Below are 15,614 nucleotides of genomic sequence, written 5' to 3'. Positions count from 1 at the left end.
TAATTATAACATTAACAACACTGAAATTTAAAATACAAACACTTTACAAAATAAAGTTATGACTATAAAAAAAATCACATCACTGGCGTTACTCTTAGCCTCCTCAGCCATCTTTGCTCAGGACACTATTGTCGCAACAGCTGTTAGAAAAGAACCACTAACTAGGAAAGAAGTTTTAGATTCCATCAAAGCAACTTTTGTTCATGATAACTTGGCTTCTTGTATCGATAGCTTGTGGATGAAAGAAATGGTGAGTTTAGATTTATACAATGATCTAACAACCGATATCAAAAACATCAATGTTGATGAAAAAGTTGACTACGAATTACCAACAGAGCTTCTAAAAGAAAGACTAAAGAAAATGGATGAGAAATCACCATTTAATATTGAGTACAATGTTGGATTAGAAAATGTAATCAAATCTTTTTTAAAGAACAGAAAAAGAGCCTTTGAAAGATTAATGGGACTGTCTCAGTTTTACTTTCCTCAGTTTGAAGAATCATTATCTGCACAAAATATCCCTTTAGAAATAAAATATTTAGCCGTTGTAGAATCAGCATTAAATCCAAGAGCAGTTTCAAGAGTGGGTGCTACAGGATTGTGGCAGTTTATGTATCAAACAGGAAAACAATATGATTTAAATATCAACTCCTATGTAGATGACAGAAGCGACCCTTTAAAAGCAAGTAATGCTGCAACTCAATACATGAAAAATATGTATGCCATTTTTGGCGATTGGGATTTGGTTCTTGCCTCTTATAACTCTGGACCAGGAAATGTGGCTAAAGCCATTAGACGTTCAGGAGGAAGACAAAACTATTGGAACATTAGAAAATATTTACCAAAAGAAACTCAAGGCTATTTACCAGCGTTTTTAGCAACGATGTATATTTTTGAATACCATAAAGAACACGGAATCAAACCAGATAGAGCTGTAGCAAATAATTTCGCAACAGATACGGTAATGATAAAAAATGCTATGACTTTCAAACAAATATCTGATTTGTTAGATGTCCCTGTAGCGGAATTACAGTTTCTAAATCCATCCTATAAAAGAGAAGAAGTTCCTTTTATCACTGGCGAAAATCATTATTTAAGATTGCCTATCAATAAGGTTGCAGTGTTTACTTCAAATGAAGATAAAATTTATGCCTTTGTTCAATACGAGGCTAGCAAAAGAGAAAGACCTTACGAGAGTATGCTTGCTTCTAGAAACTCAAACTTTTCAGAAGGAGACAGAACCGTTTCAAGACTTAAATTCCACAAAGTTAGAAGAGGTGACAGCTTAAGCGAGATTTCAGATAAGTACGGAATCACAATGCTAGAACTTAAAAAGTGGAATCATCTAAGAAGTAATAAAGCACCAATGGGTAGAAACTTAAAAATCTACACAACAGAAGTTATAGCTTCAAGAGAAAAGAAGGTTACCAAACCAGATACAGTTGCTGTAAAACAAACTACTGCCATAGCATCAAACGAAAACAAAACGTATAAAGAAGAAAAAGTGATTTCTTATAAAGACGTTGTAAAAATCCATAAAGTTAAAAGAGGTGATAATTTAGGTGAGATATCAGATAAATATGGTGTTACAGTTGCAGAAGTTAAAAAATGGAATCATTTAAAAGGCAATAAAATTCCATTTGGGAAAAGCTTAAAAATCATCAAAAACGAAAGAGTTGTAACTACAGTTAGAAAAGAAGTTAAAGCAGATAAAAATGCTATTGAAACTAGTGTTGCATCAAACGACATAGGTGAAAACCCAAGCGACTATTATGAAGTACAAAGAGGGGATAACCTATTTAGTATTGCCAAAAAATTCAATGTAAGTTTAGAAGACTTGAAGAAATGGAACAATCTTAATGATTTAAATGTTGAACAAGGATCTAAATTGGCATTAGTAAATAATGATGAAACTCAAGCTAAAGAAACTAACTATAAACCAGAAGTTAAAATCACAGAACACGTAGTTGACAAAGGGGAAAGTTTAGGAAGCATTGCAAGAAAATATGATGTCTCAATATCTGATATCAAAGACTGGAACAAAATGGATGATAATACTATCCAATATGGTACAAAATTGATAGTTGGTAAAAAATATATCATCTCTTCTGAAAGCAAAAACAATACTTCAAAAAAGGAGAACATAGCAGTTAATGACCGAGACGAAGTTAAATTATACTATGTTAAAAAAGGAGATTCATTATTCAGCATTGCAAAAAAATATCCAGGAGTTTCTATTTCAGATTTAAAAAAATGGAATGGAATCAAAAACGAAAGTTTAAAAGCGGGTATGAAATTAAAAATTAACGGGTAATTCCGAAAATCTTCCATAAATTTGGGTTTTATTTAGTTATGAATAAAACCCTTTTTTTATGGCTTATAGTCTCCTGTTTTGTGAGCTCTTGTTCATTTAAAAAAGACAAGTTTTCCAATGACGCTGCTTCTGCACCTATAAATACTATTGCAGTAATCATAGATGATCAACTTTGGAATGGTGAAGTCGGAGATAGCATCAGAAATAAGTTTGCTTCACCCGTTTTGGGCCTTCCTCAAGAAGAACCTCTTTTCACCATCAATCAATATCCAGTAAAACTCTTTGAAGGTTTTTCAACTGACACTAGGAATATAATCATTGTGAAAAAAGACAATGAAACTAAATTTGAAATAAAAAGAAATGAATTTGCATCACCACAAAATGCTTTTCATATCTCCGGACGAACTTCTTTGGAAATAGTTCAACTTCTTGAAAAAAATGCTCCCACAATTATTCAAAAAATGAGAGCTATTGAAATTGTTAAGAACCAAAAAATTTTCAAAGACTCTCTACTTAACACCAAAAAAATTCAAAAGAAATTTAATATCGATTTATTGATTCCTTCGAAATATGAATATGTGATGCGAAGAAGAAACTTCATTTGGTTAAAAAGCGAAATAGTTGGAGGGAATACCAGTTTAATCATTTATCAAATTCCATGGAAAAGTATACGTCCTAATTATGCAGTATCGGATGTTTTAAAAGTTAGAGATTCAATAGGTAGATTATACATTCATGGCTCGGCAGCTGGAACCAAAATGGTAACAGAAGAAGCTTATTCACCTTATTTTTCAAAAACAAACTTATCAGGCAATGTAACCTACGAAACCAAAGGAACATGGCAAATGAAAAATGATTTTATGTCTGGACCTTTTATTAATTACGTTATTTTTGATAAAGCTAAAAGAAGACTTTTAGTGTTAGAAGGTTTTTGTTATGCGCCTTCAAAAGAAAAACGTGATTTAATGTTTGAATTAGAATCTATCATTAAATCTATTCAAATTAAAAAATAAGAAACAATGAACCTAGAATGGAAAATAAAGCGATTTGAGGCATTAACTACAGTTGAGTTATATGATTTGTTGCAATTGCGAAGTGAAGTCTTTGTAGTGGAGCAAAATTGCGTCTATCAGGATATTGATAACAAAGATCAAAAAGCATTACACCTAATAGGAGAAGATAAAGGCAAAATTGTTGCTTATGCTCGATTGTTTAAACCAAAAGATTATTTTGAAGAGGCATCAGTTGGACGAGTAGTAGTAAAACCGACTGACCGTGATAAAAAGATTGGTCATATCTTAATGCGAGAAGCTATCTATTACATTAAATCACAATTTGGTGAAACTAAAATTACTATTTCGGCCCAATTGTACTTGAAAAAATTCTATGAAAGTCATGGTTTTATTCAAACCAGTGAAACTTATCTAGAAGATGACATCCCTCACATTGAAATGAAAAGAAGTTAAATCTTTGTGATAACCAATTCTACTCTTCGGTCATAATCAGCACCTTTTCCTAGGGGAACAGTATTTCCATATCCTTTAAAAGTCATTCGGTCTTTGGATATTTTTTTAAAGAGTAAATATTTATATACCGATTCAGCTCTATTTACAGACAATTGACGTTTCCTAGTATCCAAATCAATAGCTTCTTTTTGATACGGAGGCGTGCAACAAACATGCCCTTGAATCTCAAATTGAAGATTTTTATACTTCATTAATAAACGAGAAATTTTGTCTAATTCTGTTTTAGATTTAAACGGTAATTTACTACTCCCTCTCTCAAATAAAATATTTTCTAGATAAATGTGATCGCCAATAATGTGGTGTTTCTGAACCGTGTTATAATAGCCTGGAATTTCAATTTTTGGTAAAGGTTTTAAATTGACAACAATATCAACACGACGATTTTTAGAACGTTTTTCAGGAAGATTTTCCACCATATCATCTTCTATCATAATTCTACCCTTTCCTTCAATGGTCACAATGATTTTACTTTTAATTCCGCTTTGAATAAATTTATCTTGAATAGCATTCGCGCGTTTTGTGGAAAGTTTAAAGTTATATGCCTCTTTTCCCACATCGTCTGTATAACCAAAAATTTGAATAGATTCTATACGGGTGGAATCAGTTTTTTTGATAAAGTCTATAGCTTCATTGACTTCTTTTTCATTCAAAGTGAATTTGTCAAATTCAAAATAAACAGAGTGAACAACTTCTTCTTGTGCTTGTAGAAAACCGAAAAAAAGGAGCGGCAAATACTTTAGAAACTTCATATTAATTCTTTAAAATCGTATTGTATTGTTGTTTATCGTTCAATACTTCAATGGACTTTTTAATCTCAAAATTACTTTTGATGTAATATTGATAGAGACCTTCTTTATACTGGTATCTTTTGATGATTTCATCCAAAATCAAGTTCTTGATTTCCTTTTGATTTTTATCAATCAAAGTTTCTTCACTTTTTTCCAAAGCTGAAACTAATTGTTGGTACTCGGCCGAAATGGCAGAATCAACATTTTCTTTCTTAGCTTTCTCCAAAGTGCTTTTCAAAGCAATTTCAGTTTCAGTATCAAATGATATTTTTTCGCGTTTTAAGAATGCTTTAAAATCAGCAATATCAGCATCCGTTATAGTTGGTATTTTATCACCAAGATTTGGGTTTTTATAATAGTAGTAAGTAGCATAGTTAAAAATCCCATCATTTTTTTGCAAGGCTTCAGCAATAGCACTTGTTTTGGTGTTTTCTAAAACAACATCTGGCAAGATTCCGCCACCATCGTAAACGGTTCTTCCTTTTTTGGTTTTGAAAGCATTATAATTTTTTTCTTCAACTCTAATAGCTTTACCATTTTTATCTTTATGTGCATAATTTAAGGCTTGGATACATCTTCCAGATGGAGTATAATAACGAGAAATAGTTACTTTAACTTGTGTTCCATAAGTCATGTCAAAAGGTCGTTGAACTAATCCTTTTCCAAAACTTCTACTACCCACAATAACGGCTCTATCTAAATCTTGTAAAGCACCAGAAACAATTTCAGATGCCGAGGCACTCTTCCCGTCCACAATAACTACTAATGGAATTTCGGTATCAACAGGTTCACGAGTTGTTTTGTTAGTGTTGTTATATTTGGAATTTTTAGATTTTGTGGTTACAATAGTTTCCCCTTTTGGTACAAAAAGATTGCAAATATTTACAGCTTCATTCAACAACCCACCAGGATTTCCACGAAGATCTAGGATAATTTGGGTAGCGCCATCAGCTTTCAACGACTCTAATGCTTCTTTAGTTTCCGAAGAAGCTTTTTGATTGAACTGTGACAAAACGATATATCCTGTTTTATCATCCACTTTTCCATAAAACGGAACGGCTTTTACAGCAACTTCATCTAATACCAATTGGGTTGACATTTGTTTTCCTTGGCGCAAATATTTGATGTCTATTTTAGTGCCTTTTGCACCTTTCATCAATTGTGAAGCATCGTCTTTGAAATCAGCTAAACGGACATCCCCAATTTGTGTAATTTCATCACCGGCTTTTAAACCAGCTTTATCGGCAGGAAATCCTTTGTAAGGTTCTTTTACGATCAGCCGATCTTCTTTTCTAGTAATCATGGCGCCAATTCCGGTATATTCTCCAGTATTGTTTATTTTAAATTTGATGACATCTTGTTCGTTGAAATAATTGGTATACGGATCCAAATCGGCTAACATACTTTTAATAGCTTTGTCCATTAACTCCGCTGGATTGGTTTCATCAACATAGTTTTGATTGATGGTTTTGTATAAGGTCGTGAAGATTTCAATTTGTTTTGAAATCTCAAAGAAATCGTCTTTAAAACTTACACCAACAAAGAGAAAAATGCTCAAAATTGCTGGAATAAAATATCTTTTTTTGATGAATGATGGCATAATTTTTTCTTTTAACAAGTGAACGAATATACTAAATAACTTCAAATGATTTGGATTACTTTTTAGATTCAGATTTCTCCTCCAATAGGACTTTAGAAAACTTTTCAAAAAGTTGAATTGTTTTTTCGTTTATTTCAGAATAGGATAATCTGTCATTGGTTTGATAAAAAAACATAAAGCAATATTTTGTCTCTATATTTTCAATCAAAAGCGGTTTGTTCAATCGATAGGTTTCCCGAAGCAAACGCTTGTAATAATTTCTATCGACGGCATTTTTAAAATATTTTTTTGAAACAGAAACCCCCATTTTTAATGGAATATTCTCCTCAAAATCATGTTGGATATAAACCAATCGCAGGGGATATTTACTCACTGACTTGCCTTCTGAAAACAACAAATCAATAATTTTTTTACTCTTTAGCTTTTCGGTTTTAGGATAGGAAAAATCCATTGCTACTTGGCGTAGATGTTGTAAACAAATTTTACTTCGTTGTAAGTGATGTAAAACTGAATTCTATTGTTTTCCTTTTTCTTGGTAATGATTAAAATATTACACTTTGAAGAGTTATTGTCAACACATTCAAAAGGAACAATATTTACCTCATCATTATCGGTAATTTCACCATAAGCTTTGATTCTGAATGACTGTACTTCTGCAGAATTAATCGTAATCAAATCTTTTTTAGCATCGAGTGTTATCAAAACTTTAGCGTCTACAAAATCAGACCATTCGTTCCAGCTTCCGTCTTCTTTCTTGTCAGTAAAACTTACGCTACTGGCTTGAAAACGAATAGGCTGAGCATTACTTTTCTGATTCCCATAGGATAAGGCAACAAAAAAGAAAAAAAGTTTCATGTATTTCATAGTGAAAAATATTTGTGGTAAATCTACAAATTCTATTTATTTAACTTCAAAAACATTATTGTCTTTTTTCACATCAGCCATCAAGCCACTTGGATCAATAGTGATTTTTTTAATGTCTGTTTTTGATTTTGAAATTTCGAAAAAGTAATTTGGATTTGCCCAAGCCCAATCTGGTAAAATAGTTCTTTTAATATCAGGTGTTGGATTTCCCTTTTCAAAACTCATCATCCGTAACGGAATGTAAAAACTTTCTTTAGTACCATCAGCATATTCCACTAGTAAATCGATTGGCATTGGAGTTCTACCAATTCTTTGTAATGTTACTCCGGTTCTTTGAACTCCATCAGTGGCCCCTTCCACATTTTTAATTCCATAATCTATAGTGTTTAGCGTTTCGGTCCAATCCGTTAAATACCAATCGAGATTTGCGCCAGACACTCGCTCTGCTGAACGTTTAATATCATTTGGTGTAGGATGTTTGAATTTGAAATCGGTATAGTAACGCTTTAGGGATTTCTCGGTATTCTCTTTTCCAATCAGGTATTGCAGTTGCGAAAGAAACAGTTCCCCTTTTACGTATGAAGCAATACTATAACTTCTGTTTTCATCATAACGATCACCATGCGTAGACAAAGGTTGTTCTTTGCCCGATTCTACTAATTTCACATACGTTTTATAGGAACCTTCAAATGGATTTTCGACTTTCTTTTGTGCAATTTCATTTAGAACTATATCTTCAATGTAAGAGGTAAAACCTTCATCCATCCAAGGATGTTTGGATTCGTTAGAAGCTAAAATATGTTGAAACCAAGAGTGCCCTAATTCATGAGTAGCAGTTCCGACATTTCCTTCTAATGTTCCGTTTCCTAACATCAAAGTACACATCGCATATTCCATTCCACCATCGCCGCCTTGAATAAAAGAGTATTGTTTGTATGGATAGGGACCGACCATTTTGTTGTAATAATCCATTACAGTCGCCATAATGGGTTGCATTTTTTTCCAGTTATCAATAATTTTTGAATTGTTTTTATAAAGAAAATGAAGGTCAACATTATTAGGCCCTTTGATAACATCGTGCAGATAATTTTTATCGGCAGCCCAAGTAAAATCGTGCACGTTTGGAGCAATAAAATGCCAGGTTAGTGTTTTAGTATTTGGGTTCTTTTTTACTTCTTTTCCTTTTTCTTCATAACCAAAACCAATCTCATTCTTATTTTGTAGATAACCACTACCGCCAAGAATATAGTTTTTGTCGATAGTAATGTTTACATCAAAATCACCCCATACCCCATGAAATTCTCTTGCTATATATGGGTCAGCATGCCATCCTTCAAAATCAAATTCGGCCATTTTTGGATACCATTGCGCCATTGAAAGTTCGACCCCTTCAGAATTATTTCTACCAGAACGGCGAATTTGAACAGGAACTTGACCCTCAAAATCTAAAGTAAAAGTTGTTGATTTACCTGGAAGAATTGATTTTGCCAATGTCACTTCGAGAATAGTACTAACCTCTTTTGTAATAGCCGCAACGCCATCTTGTTTGAAGTTGGAAACTTTTAAATACCCAATTTCATTAGGTTGAAGCTTAGCAATTCTGCTTTCTTTTACATCTTTACCTTCGGCATTTTTTACTTTAACTGACATTCTAGCATCAGGATCGCTAATAGTTTGAACTCGGGCATCCATTTCGCTTCCAGGTTGAAAAGCATTATTGTATAAATGATAATACACACGGCGCAATGTGTCTGAAGAATTGTTAGTGTAAACTAGTTTTTGTTTTCCTTTATATTGATAAGTTTCAACGTTCATTGAAACGTCTATTTTGTAGTCTACTTTTTGTTGCCAATACCCCTTAGATTGGGCAAAAACACTAGAGATACTCATCAAAAGAAAACCAAATAAAATTCTGTTATTCATAGCTGTGATAAAATAAAAAGGAAGTTTTTAAACTTCCTTTTTGTGGTTATAATTTCGGATTATTTTTTATAGAGTTTGACATTTCCTCTGCCATTTTCAAAGCATTGTAAGCATTGACTATTCTTCCTGAAACACATGCATCAGTAAATGGAATTTTGATTTCTTTTTCATCTACCTTAACTTCAAGATTTAATGGTGTTCCTGATTGCATTAAAATTTGTTTTACTTGTGCTGCTTTCAAATTAGGGTAATACTCTCGAATTAAAACAGCAACGCCAGCAGCATTAGGTGAAGCCATTGATGTCCCTTGAAGGTATTTGTATTTGTTCCCCGGAACCGTTGCATAGATTTTCACTCCTGGTGCAAAAACATCCACATTTCTTTTTCCGTAGTTTGAGAAGCTGGCTACAACTTTTTCTCCATACTCGTAATTAAGTGCGCCAACTGTTAAAACATTGTCTGCAATTTCTTTTCCGTCAACATCATCCGTTGGAAAGTTAGGTTCAGTATCAATGTTTTTAGAATCATTTCCTGCAGCATGAACTATTAATACATCTTTGCTTGCAGCGTATTTTATAGCATCATAAACCCATTGTGCATGAGGAGAAAAATCTTTTCCAAAACTTCCATTGATAACTTTAGCACCATTATCCACCGCGTAACGAATGGCCAATGCAATATCTTTATCGTATTCATCACCATTTGGAACAGCACGAACGGGCATGATTTCCACATTATTTGCCACTCCATCACCACCAATTCCATTATTTCTGGTTTGGGCAATTATTCCAGCTACGTGAGTTCCGTGAAGGGAATCTTTTCTGTCTTTAGAGTAAACAATATTGTTTCCGTATTTTTTGTCATTAATGTCTTCTGGATTATCTCCTACTAGTTTTCTTGGGTTGAAATCTTTGTTTAAATTATAATCTATTTGGTCATAAACATAATCTTGATACGATTTTAAATCTTCGTGAAAAGAATCGCCTTTCTGGCTTGAATAGGACAACATAATTCTTTTGGCATCATACAATTCAAATTTAACCGAAGGCATGTCTTTAAGCTCTGAAATGGTATAATTGTCTTTTTTTAGAAACTCACGAACTTTTTTATCTGCATTCAGCAAAACATCTACATTTTCTTTGTATTCATTAGCTTCTTTCAACTTGGCATTGTAGTCGGATAAAGCTTTTTTATAGGTTTCTGAACCATCGTCTCCCTTTTTCAAAAGGCGGGTGAGCTCTAAGTTTTCATTGTTGGAGTTCCCTAAAAAATTCCAACCGTGAACATCATCTATAAATCCATTTTTATCATCATCTTTCCCGTTGTTTGGTATTTCTTTTTTATTTGTCCAGATGGAAGGTTTTAAATCTTCTTGATTGATATCTACTCCAGAATCGACAATACCTACAATTACTTTTACCCCTTTTTTGTTCTTCAATAATTCGGTATAAGCCTTGTCAACACTCATTCCGGGAATAGAATCTTTCTCTAAATCCAAATGACTCCAACGTTTAAGCTCTTGGTCTGTTAAAGGGGCCTTTTTGGTAAAATTTTGACTCGACTGTTGTGCGAAAACTGACAATGAAAACATTGACAACAGAATGATTTTTATGAATTTCATTTGTTTAAAATTTTAAGAATGTTTGTAAAAATAAACAGTTTTATTACGGAGACTGTTGTGATTAACACTATGTTAAGATTTCTTCGCAACTAAAAATTTCTTTTAGACGAATACCTTTCTCAGTATTTTCAACAGTTATAATTTGATTATGAGCTTCGTGTTCAAGCCACAAGTAATAATTATTGGCTACAGCTGCATTAAGAAATTTCGCTTTTTCAGGCATAGTCAATAGAGGTCGTGTGTCATAACCCATGATATATGGCAAAGGCAAATGACCCGCAGTTGGAATTAAATCAGCACAGAACACGATAGTTTTTTCTTGGTATTGAATGTGTGGTAACATCATTTTTTCGGTGTGACCATCAACATAAAAAATGCCAAATCCCAATTCTTCAGAAATGCCAAAATCACCTTCTGGTCTTTTGATGAAATTTAAATGTCCGCTTTCTTGCATAGGTAAAATGTTTTCCGAAAGGAATGACGCTTTTTCACGTACATTAGGTTTTGTCGCCCATTCCCAATGGTTATCATTAGTCCAGTATTTTGCATTTTTGAAAGCTACTTCATAACCAGTTTTGTCTTTGTTCCAATTCACACTTCCACCACAATGATCAAAATGTAAATGCGTCATAAAAACATCCGTAATATCATCACGATGAAAACCATATTTAGCTAAAGAACCGTCCAAAGAATGGGTTCCCCAAAGAGAATAAAACCCAAAAAACTTCTCAGATTGTTTGTTGCCCATTCCGGTATCAATTAAGATTAATCGGCTTCCATCTTCAATCAACATACATCTTGCAGCAATGTCAATCAAATTATTGTCATCTGCAGGATTGGTTTTGTTCCAAATGGTTTTGGGTACCACGCCAAACATAGCACCACCATCGAGTTTAAAATTTCCAGCTTCTATTGGGTATATTTTCATTTTCTAAATCTTTCTACAAATTTATAGAATTAAAAATCATTTTTTCCTATGCTCTTATTAGTTATAAAAATGTTACCAAGTGTAGCAAAAACAGATATTTGTGTTAACTTTGCCTGTTATTTAGACAAAATTAAAATAAGCTATGATCAAAGTTTCAGATACAGCAAGCAAAAAAATCATCGATATGATGAAAGATGACGGTTTTGACGCTGCCAAAGATTACGTTCGAGTGGGCGTGAAAAGTGGCGGTTGCTCTGGTTTGTCTTATGAATTAAAGTTCGACAAAGAACTAGGCGAAAACGACAAAGTTTTTGAAGATAACCATGTGAAAATTGCCGTTGAAAAAAAATCATTTTTATACTTAGCCGGAACTATTTTGGAATTTTCGGGAGGATTAAACGGAAAAGGATTTGTGTTTAATAATCCAAACGCTTCCAGAACTTGCGGATGCGGAGAGTCGTTTTCACTTTAATATTTAAACAAACAAAATGTCAAAATACACCGAAGACGATTTAAAAATTGAACTCGAAAACAAAGAATACGAGTACGGATTTTATACAAACATAGAGTCTGATACCTTTCCTATTGGCTTAAATGAAGATATTGTTCGAGCCATTTCTTTGAAAAAAGAAGAGCCACAATGGATGACCGATTGGCGAATTGAAGCCTTCCGCGCTTGGCAAGAAATGGTAGAGCCAAAATGGGCTAATGTGCATTATGAAAAACCAGACTTTCAAGCGATTTCGTATTATTCAGCTCCAAAAACAGTAGACCCTAATAAAACATTAGATGATGTTGATCCTGAGCTTTTAGTAATGTATAAAAAGTTGGGAATCTCCATCGATGAACAAAAAATGATGAATAATGTTGCCATGGACATCGTGGTCGATTCGGTTTCAGTGGCTACAACTTTCAAGAAAACATTAAATGAAAAAGGAATTATTTTTTGCCCAATATCGGAAGCTATAAAGGAGCATCCTGAATTAGTAAAAAAATATTTGGGAACCGTAGTGCCTCAAAAAGACAATTTTTATGCAGCATTGAACTCAGCGGTTTTCTCTGATGGCTCTTTCTGTTATATTCCAAAAGGGGTTCGTTGCCCAATGGAATTATCTACTTATTTCCGAATCAATCAAGCTGGGACAGGTCAATTTGAAAGAACACTTTTAATTGCCGATGAAGGAAGTTACGTTTCCTATCTGGAAGGATGTACAGCACCAAGTCGAGATGAAAATCAATTGCACGCAGCGGTTGTGGAATTGATAGCATTAGATAATGCAGAAATCAAATATTCAACAGTTCAGAACTGGTATCCTGGAAATAAAGAGGGTAAAGGAGGCGTTTTCAATTTTGTAACCAAAAGAGGATTGTGCGAAAAAAACGCAAAAATTTCATGGACACAAGTAGAAACAGGTTCGGCAATAACATGGAAATATCCATCAGTAATTTTAAAGGGAGATAATTCAATTGGTGAATTTTATTCAATAGCAGTGACCAATAATCATCAACAAGCTGATACAGGAACTAAGATGATTCACTTGGGAAAAAATTCTAAATCAACTATTATTTCAAAAGGAATATCTGCAGGAAAGTCACAAAATAGTTACCGAGGTTTGGTACAAATAAGTGCCCGAGCTGAAAATGCTAGAAATTTTTCGCAATGCGACTCTTTATTGATGGGCAACAATTGTGGTGCACATACGTTTCCGTATATAGAAAGCAAAAATTCATCAGCCATAATAGAACACGAAGCAACAACCTCAAAAATTGGAGAAGACCAAGTTTTCTATTGCAATCAAAGAGGAATTCCAACAGAAAAAGCCATTGCATTAATTGTTAACGGTTTCAGCAAAGATGTATTAAACAAACTACCAATGGAATTTGCTGTAGAAGCTCAAAAATTACTTGAAATCTCATTAGAAGGTTCAGTAGGATAATTATAATCAGAATAAAATACATTCAAAAAATGTTAAGCATAAAAAATTTACACGCAAGTGTTGAAGATAAAGGAATCTTAAAAGGAATCAATCTAGAAGTAAAAGCCGGAGAAGTTCATGCGATAATGGGACCGAACGGTGCTGGTAAAAGTACTTTGGCATCCATCATTGCTGGAAATGAAAATTATGAAGTCTCCGAAGGTCAAATTCTTTTGGACGGAGAAGATATTTCAGAATTAGCACCAGAAGAAAGAGCTCATAAAGGGGTTTTTCTTTCTTTTCAATATCCAGTGGAAATCCCAGGAGTTTCAGTTACCAATTTCATGAAAACGGCAATCAACGAAAGCAGAAAAGCTAACGGAAAAGAAGAGATGCCAGCTAACGAAATGCTGAAACTAATCCGTGAGAAATCAGAATTGTTAGAAATTGACAGAAAGTTTTTGTCACGTTCTTTAAATGAAGGTTTTTCTGGAGGAGAAAAGAAACGTAACGAAATCTTCCAAATGGCGATGTTAGAACCAAAATTAGCAATATTGGATGAAACAGATTCAGGTTTGGATATTGATGCCTTAAGAATTGTTGCCAATGGGGTTAATAAATTGAAAAGTAAAGACAATGCTGTGGTTGTTATCACACACTATCAAAGACTTTTAGATTATATCGTTCCTGATTTTGTTCACGTTTTGATGGATGGAAAAATCGTAAAATCGGGAGGAAAAGAATTGGCTTACGAGCTAGAAGAAAAAGGATACGACTGGATTAAAGCGGAATTAGAAGTTTAAAATGGAATTAAAAGAAAAATTAATCTCGTCTTTTATGGCGTTTGAAGAAAGCATCGATGTGCACAATGAACTGCATGACGTTCGTACTTCGGCTATAAAAAACTTTGAAAATAAAGGGTTCCCAACTAAAAAAGAGGAAGCTTGGAAATATACATCACTAAATGCCATTCTAAAAAATGATTATTCGGTGTTTCCAAAACATGAAAATGCCATTGAATTTAAAGAGGTAAAGAAATTTTTCTTGCATGAAATAGACACTCATAAAGTGATTTTTGTGGATGGAAAATTCGCTTCGTTTTTATCGGCAACCACTCATGATGGTTTAGATGTTTGTTTGATGTCTTCGGCTTTAACAAAACCAAAATACAAAATGGTAATTGATGAGTATTTCAATAAAATTGCCAGTAAAGACGAAACTTTGACCACTTTGAATACAGCTTTTGCCAATGAAGGAGCTTACATCAACATTCCTAAAAGCAAAGTGGTAGAAAAACCAATTGAAATAATTTATTTCTCCACTGGCGTTGAAAGCGCTTTGATGGTTCAGCCAAGAAATTTAGTAATTATTGGAGAAAATGCGCATGTTCAAATTATTGAAAGACATCAATCGTTAAATGAAAATCCAGTATTGACCAATTCGGTTACTGAAATTTTTGCTCAAAAACGCGCTATTGTTGATTACTATAAAATTCAAAATGATCTACAATCAGCCAACCTGATTGACAACACTTATATTTCTCAAAAACAAGAAAGTAGAGTATCCGTTCACACGTTTTCTTTTGGTGGCAACATCACAAGAAATAACCTGAATTTCTACCATTTTGGAGAAAGAATCGATTCTACTTTAAAAGGAATCACGATTATTGGAGACAAGCAACATGTTGATCATTATACTTTAGTAAATCATGCTACGCCTAATTGCGAAAGCCATCAGAATTACAAAACTATTCTGGCTGACAGCGCAACAGGAGTGTTTAATGGTAAAATTTATGTTGAAAAAGAAGCGCAAAAAACCGATGCTTTTCAACAGAACAACAATATTTTATTAGGAGACAAAGCAACAATCAATGCAAAACCACAACTAGAAATTTTTGCAGATGATGTAAAATGTTCACATGGTTGTACTATTGGTCAATTAGATGAAAGCGCTATGTTTTATATGCAACAACGAGGAATTCCAAAGAAAGAAGCCAAAGCGCTACTGATGTATGCCTTTTCTAATGAAGTCATTGAAAGCATTAAAATTCCAGAACTAAAAAAAAGAATTACCAAAATCATTGCCACAAAATTAGGAGTGAATTTAGGATTCGATTTATAATAACAAACCGCCT

General features: G+C 33.4%; 14 protein-coding genes. 7 read left to right on the top strand and 7 right to left on the bottom strand.

The features are described 5' to 3' along the window. The first annotated feature begins 58 nt into the window (after window positions 1-58). The 3 genes from OLM53_RS09505 to OLM53_RS09495 are packed head-to-tail and all read left to right on the top strand — an operon-like array spanning window position 59 to window position 3,780. Window positions 59-2,314: a LysM peptidoglycan-binding domain-containing protein gene (locus tag OLM53_RS09505; protein ID WP_264519997.1), complete on the top strand. Its 2,256-nt coding sequence runs from the start codon at window positions 59-61 to the stop codon at window positions 2,312-2,314. 38 nt (window positions 2,315-2,352) lie between these two features. Beyond that, window positions 2,353-3,327 carry a DUF4837 family protein gene (locus tag OLM53_RS09500; protein ID WP_264519996.1) on the top strand — a complete coding sequence of 325 codons (975 nt, stop codon included), beginning with the start codon at window positions 2,353-2,355 and terminating at the stop codon, window positions 3,325-3,327. Window positions 3,328-3,333: 6 nt separating this feature from the next. Next, window positions 3,334-3,780, top strand: coding sequence for a GNAT family N-acetyltransferase (locus OLM53_RS09495; RefSeq protein WP_264519995.1), 447 nt, complete (start codon window positions 3,334-3,336; stop codon window positions 3,778-3,780). On the opposite strand, the gene OLM53_RS09490 is transcribed toward OLM53_RS09495, so the two are convergent. From OLM53_RS09490 to OLM53_RS09460, 7 genes are all read right to left on the bottom strand, one after another. Beyond that, on the bottom strand, window positions 3,777-4,589 hold the full coding sequence (locus OLM53_RS09490) for an OmpA family protein (RefSeq protein WP_264519994.1): 813 nt from the start codon (window positions 4,587-4,589) through the stop codon (window positions 3,777-3,779). The genes OLM53_RS09495 and OLM53_RS09490 overlap by 4 nt on opposite strands. A 1-nt stretch (window position 4,590) precedes the next feature. Next, window positions 4,591-6,228, bottom strand: coding sequence for a S41 family peptidase (locus OLM53_RS09485; protein ID WP_264519993.1), 1,638 nt, complete (start codon window positions 6,226-6,228; stop codon window positions 4,591-4,593). A 55-nt stretch (window positions 6,229-6,283) separates the two neighbouring features. Beyond that, entirely contained in the window at window positions 6,284-6,679 is a 396-nt protein-coding gene (gene rnpA, locus OLM53_RS09480; RefSeq protein WP_264519992.1) for a ribonuclease P protein component, read from the bottom strand. A gap of 2 nt (window positions 6,680-6,681) precedes the next feature. Next, window positions 6,682-7,092, bottom strand: a complete 411-nt coding sequence (locus OLM53_RS09475) for a hypothetical protein (protein ID WP_264519991.1) — start codon at window positions 7,090-7,092, stop codon at window positions 6,682-6,684. A 36-nt stretch (window positions 7,093-7,128) separates the two neighbouring features. Then, window positions 7,129-9,015 (bottom strand): M1 family metallopeptidase, encoded by a 1,887-nt coding sequence (locus OLM53_RS09470; protein ID WP_264519990.1) that lies wholly within the window; start codon window positions 9,013-9,015, stop codon window positions 7,129-7,131. 46 nt (window positions 9,016-9,061) lie between these two features. Further along, the gene (locus OLM53_RS09465) at window positions 9,062-10,636 is read right to left on the bottom strand and encodes a S8 family peptidase (RefSeq protein WP_264519989.1); all 1,575 of its coding nucleotides are present in this window, start codon (window positions 10,634-10,636) and stop codon (window positions 9,062-9,064) included. Between the two features lie 67 nt (window positions 10,637-10,703). Continuing rightward, entirely contained in the window at window positions 10,704-11,564 is an 861-nt protein-coding gene (locus tag OLM53_RS09460) for an MBL fold metallo-hydrolase (protein ID WP_264519988.1), read from the bottom strand. A gap of 142 nt (window positions 11,565-11,706) precedes the next feature. Between OLM53_RS09460 and OLM53_RS09455 the strand changes: the two genes are divergently transcribed. From OLM53_RS09455 to sufD, 4 genes are read left to right on the top strand one after another with little or no spacing between them, the layout of a single operon-like run. After that, on the top strand, window positions 11,707-12,036 hold the full coding sequence (locus OLM53_RS09455; protein WP_264519987.1) for a HesB/IscA family protein: 330 nt from the start codon (window positions 11,707-11,709) through the stop codon (window positions 12,034-12,036). A gap of 16 nt (window positions 12,037-12,052) precedes the next feature. Next, on the top strand, window positions 12,053-13,501 hold the full coding sequence (sufB, locus tag OLM53_RS09450) for a Fe-S cluster assembly protein SufB (protein ID WP_264519986.1): 1,449 nt from the start codon (window positions 12,053-12,055) through the stop codon (window positions 13,499-13,501). A 29-nt stretch (window positions 13,502-13,530) separates the two neighbouring features. Continuing rightward, window positions 13,531-14,283 (top strand): Fe-S cluster assembly ATPase SufC, encoded by a 753-nt coding sequence (sufC, locus tag OLM53_RS09445; protein WP_264519985.1) that lies wholly within the window; start codon window positions 13,531-13,533, stop codon window positions 14,281-14,283. 1 nt (window position 14,284) lies between these two features. After that, on the top strand, window positions 14,285-15,601 hold the full coding sequence (sufD, locus tag OLM53_RS09440) for a Fe-S cluster assembly protein SufD (RefSeq protein WP_264519984.1): 1,317 nt from the start codon (window positions 14,285-14,287) through the stop codon (window positions 15,599-15,601). The last annotated feature ends 13 nt before the right edge of the window (window positions 15,602-15,614 follow it).

Source organism: Flavobacterium sp. N1994 (assembly GCF_025947145.1).
Classification (GTDB): Bacteria; Bacteroidota; Bacteroidia; order Flavobacteriales; family Flavobacteriaceae; genus Flavobacterium.
This window is presented reverse-complemented; position numbering and strand designations above follow the sequence as displayed.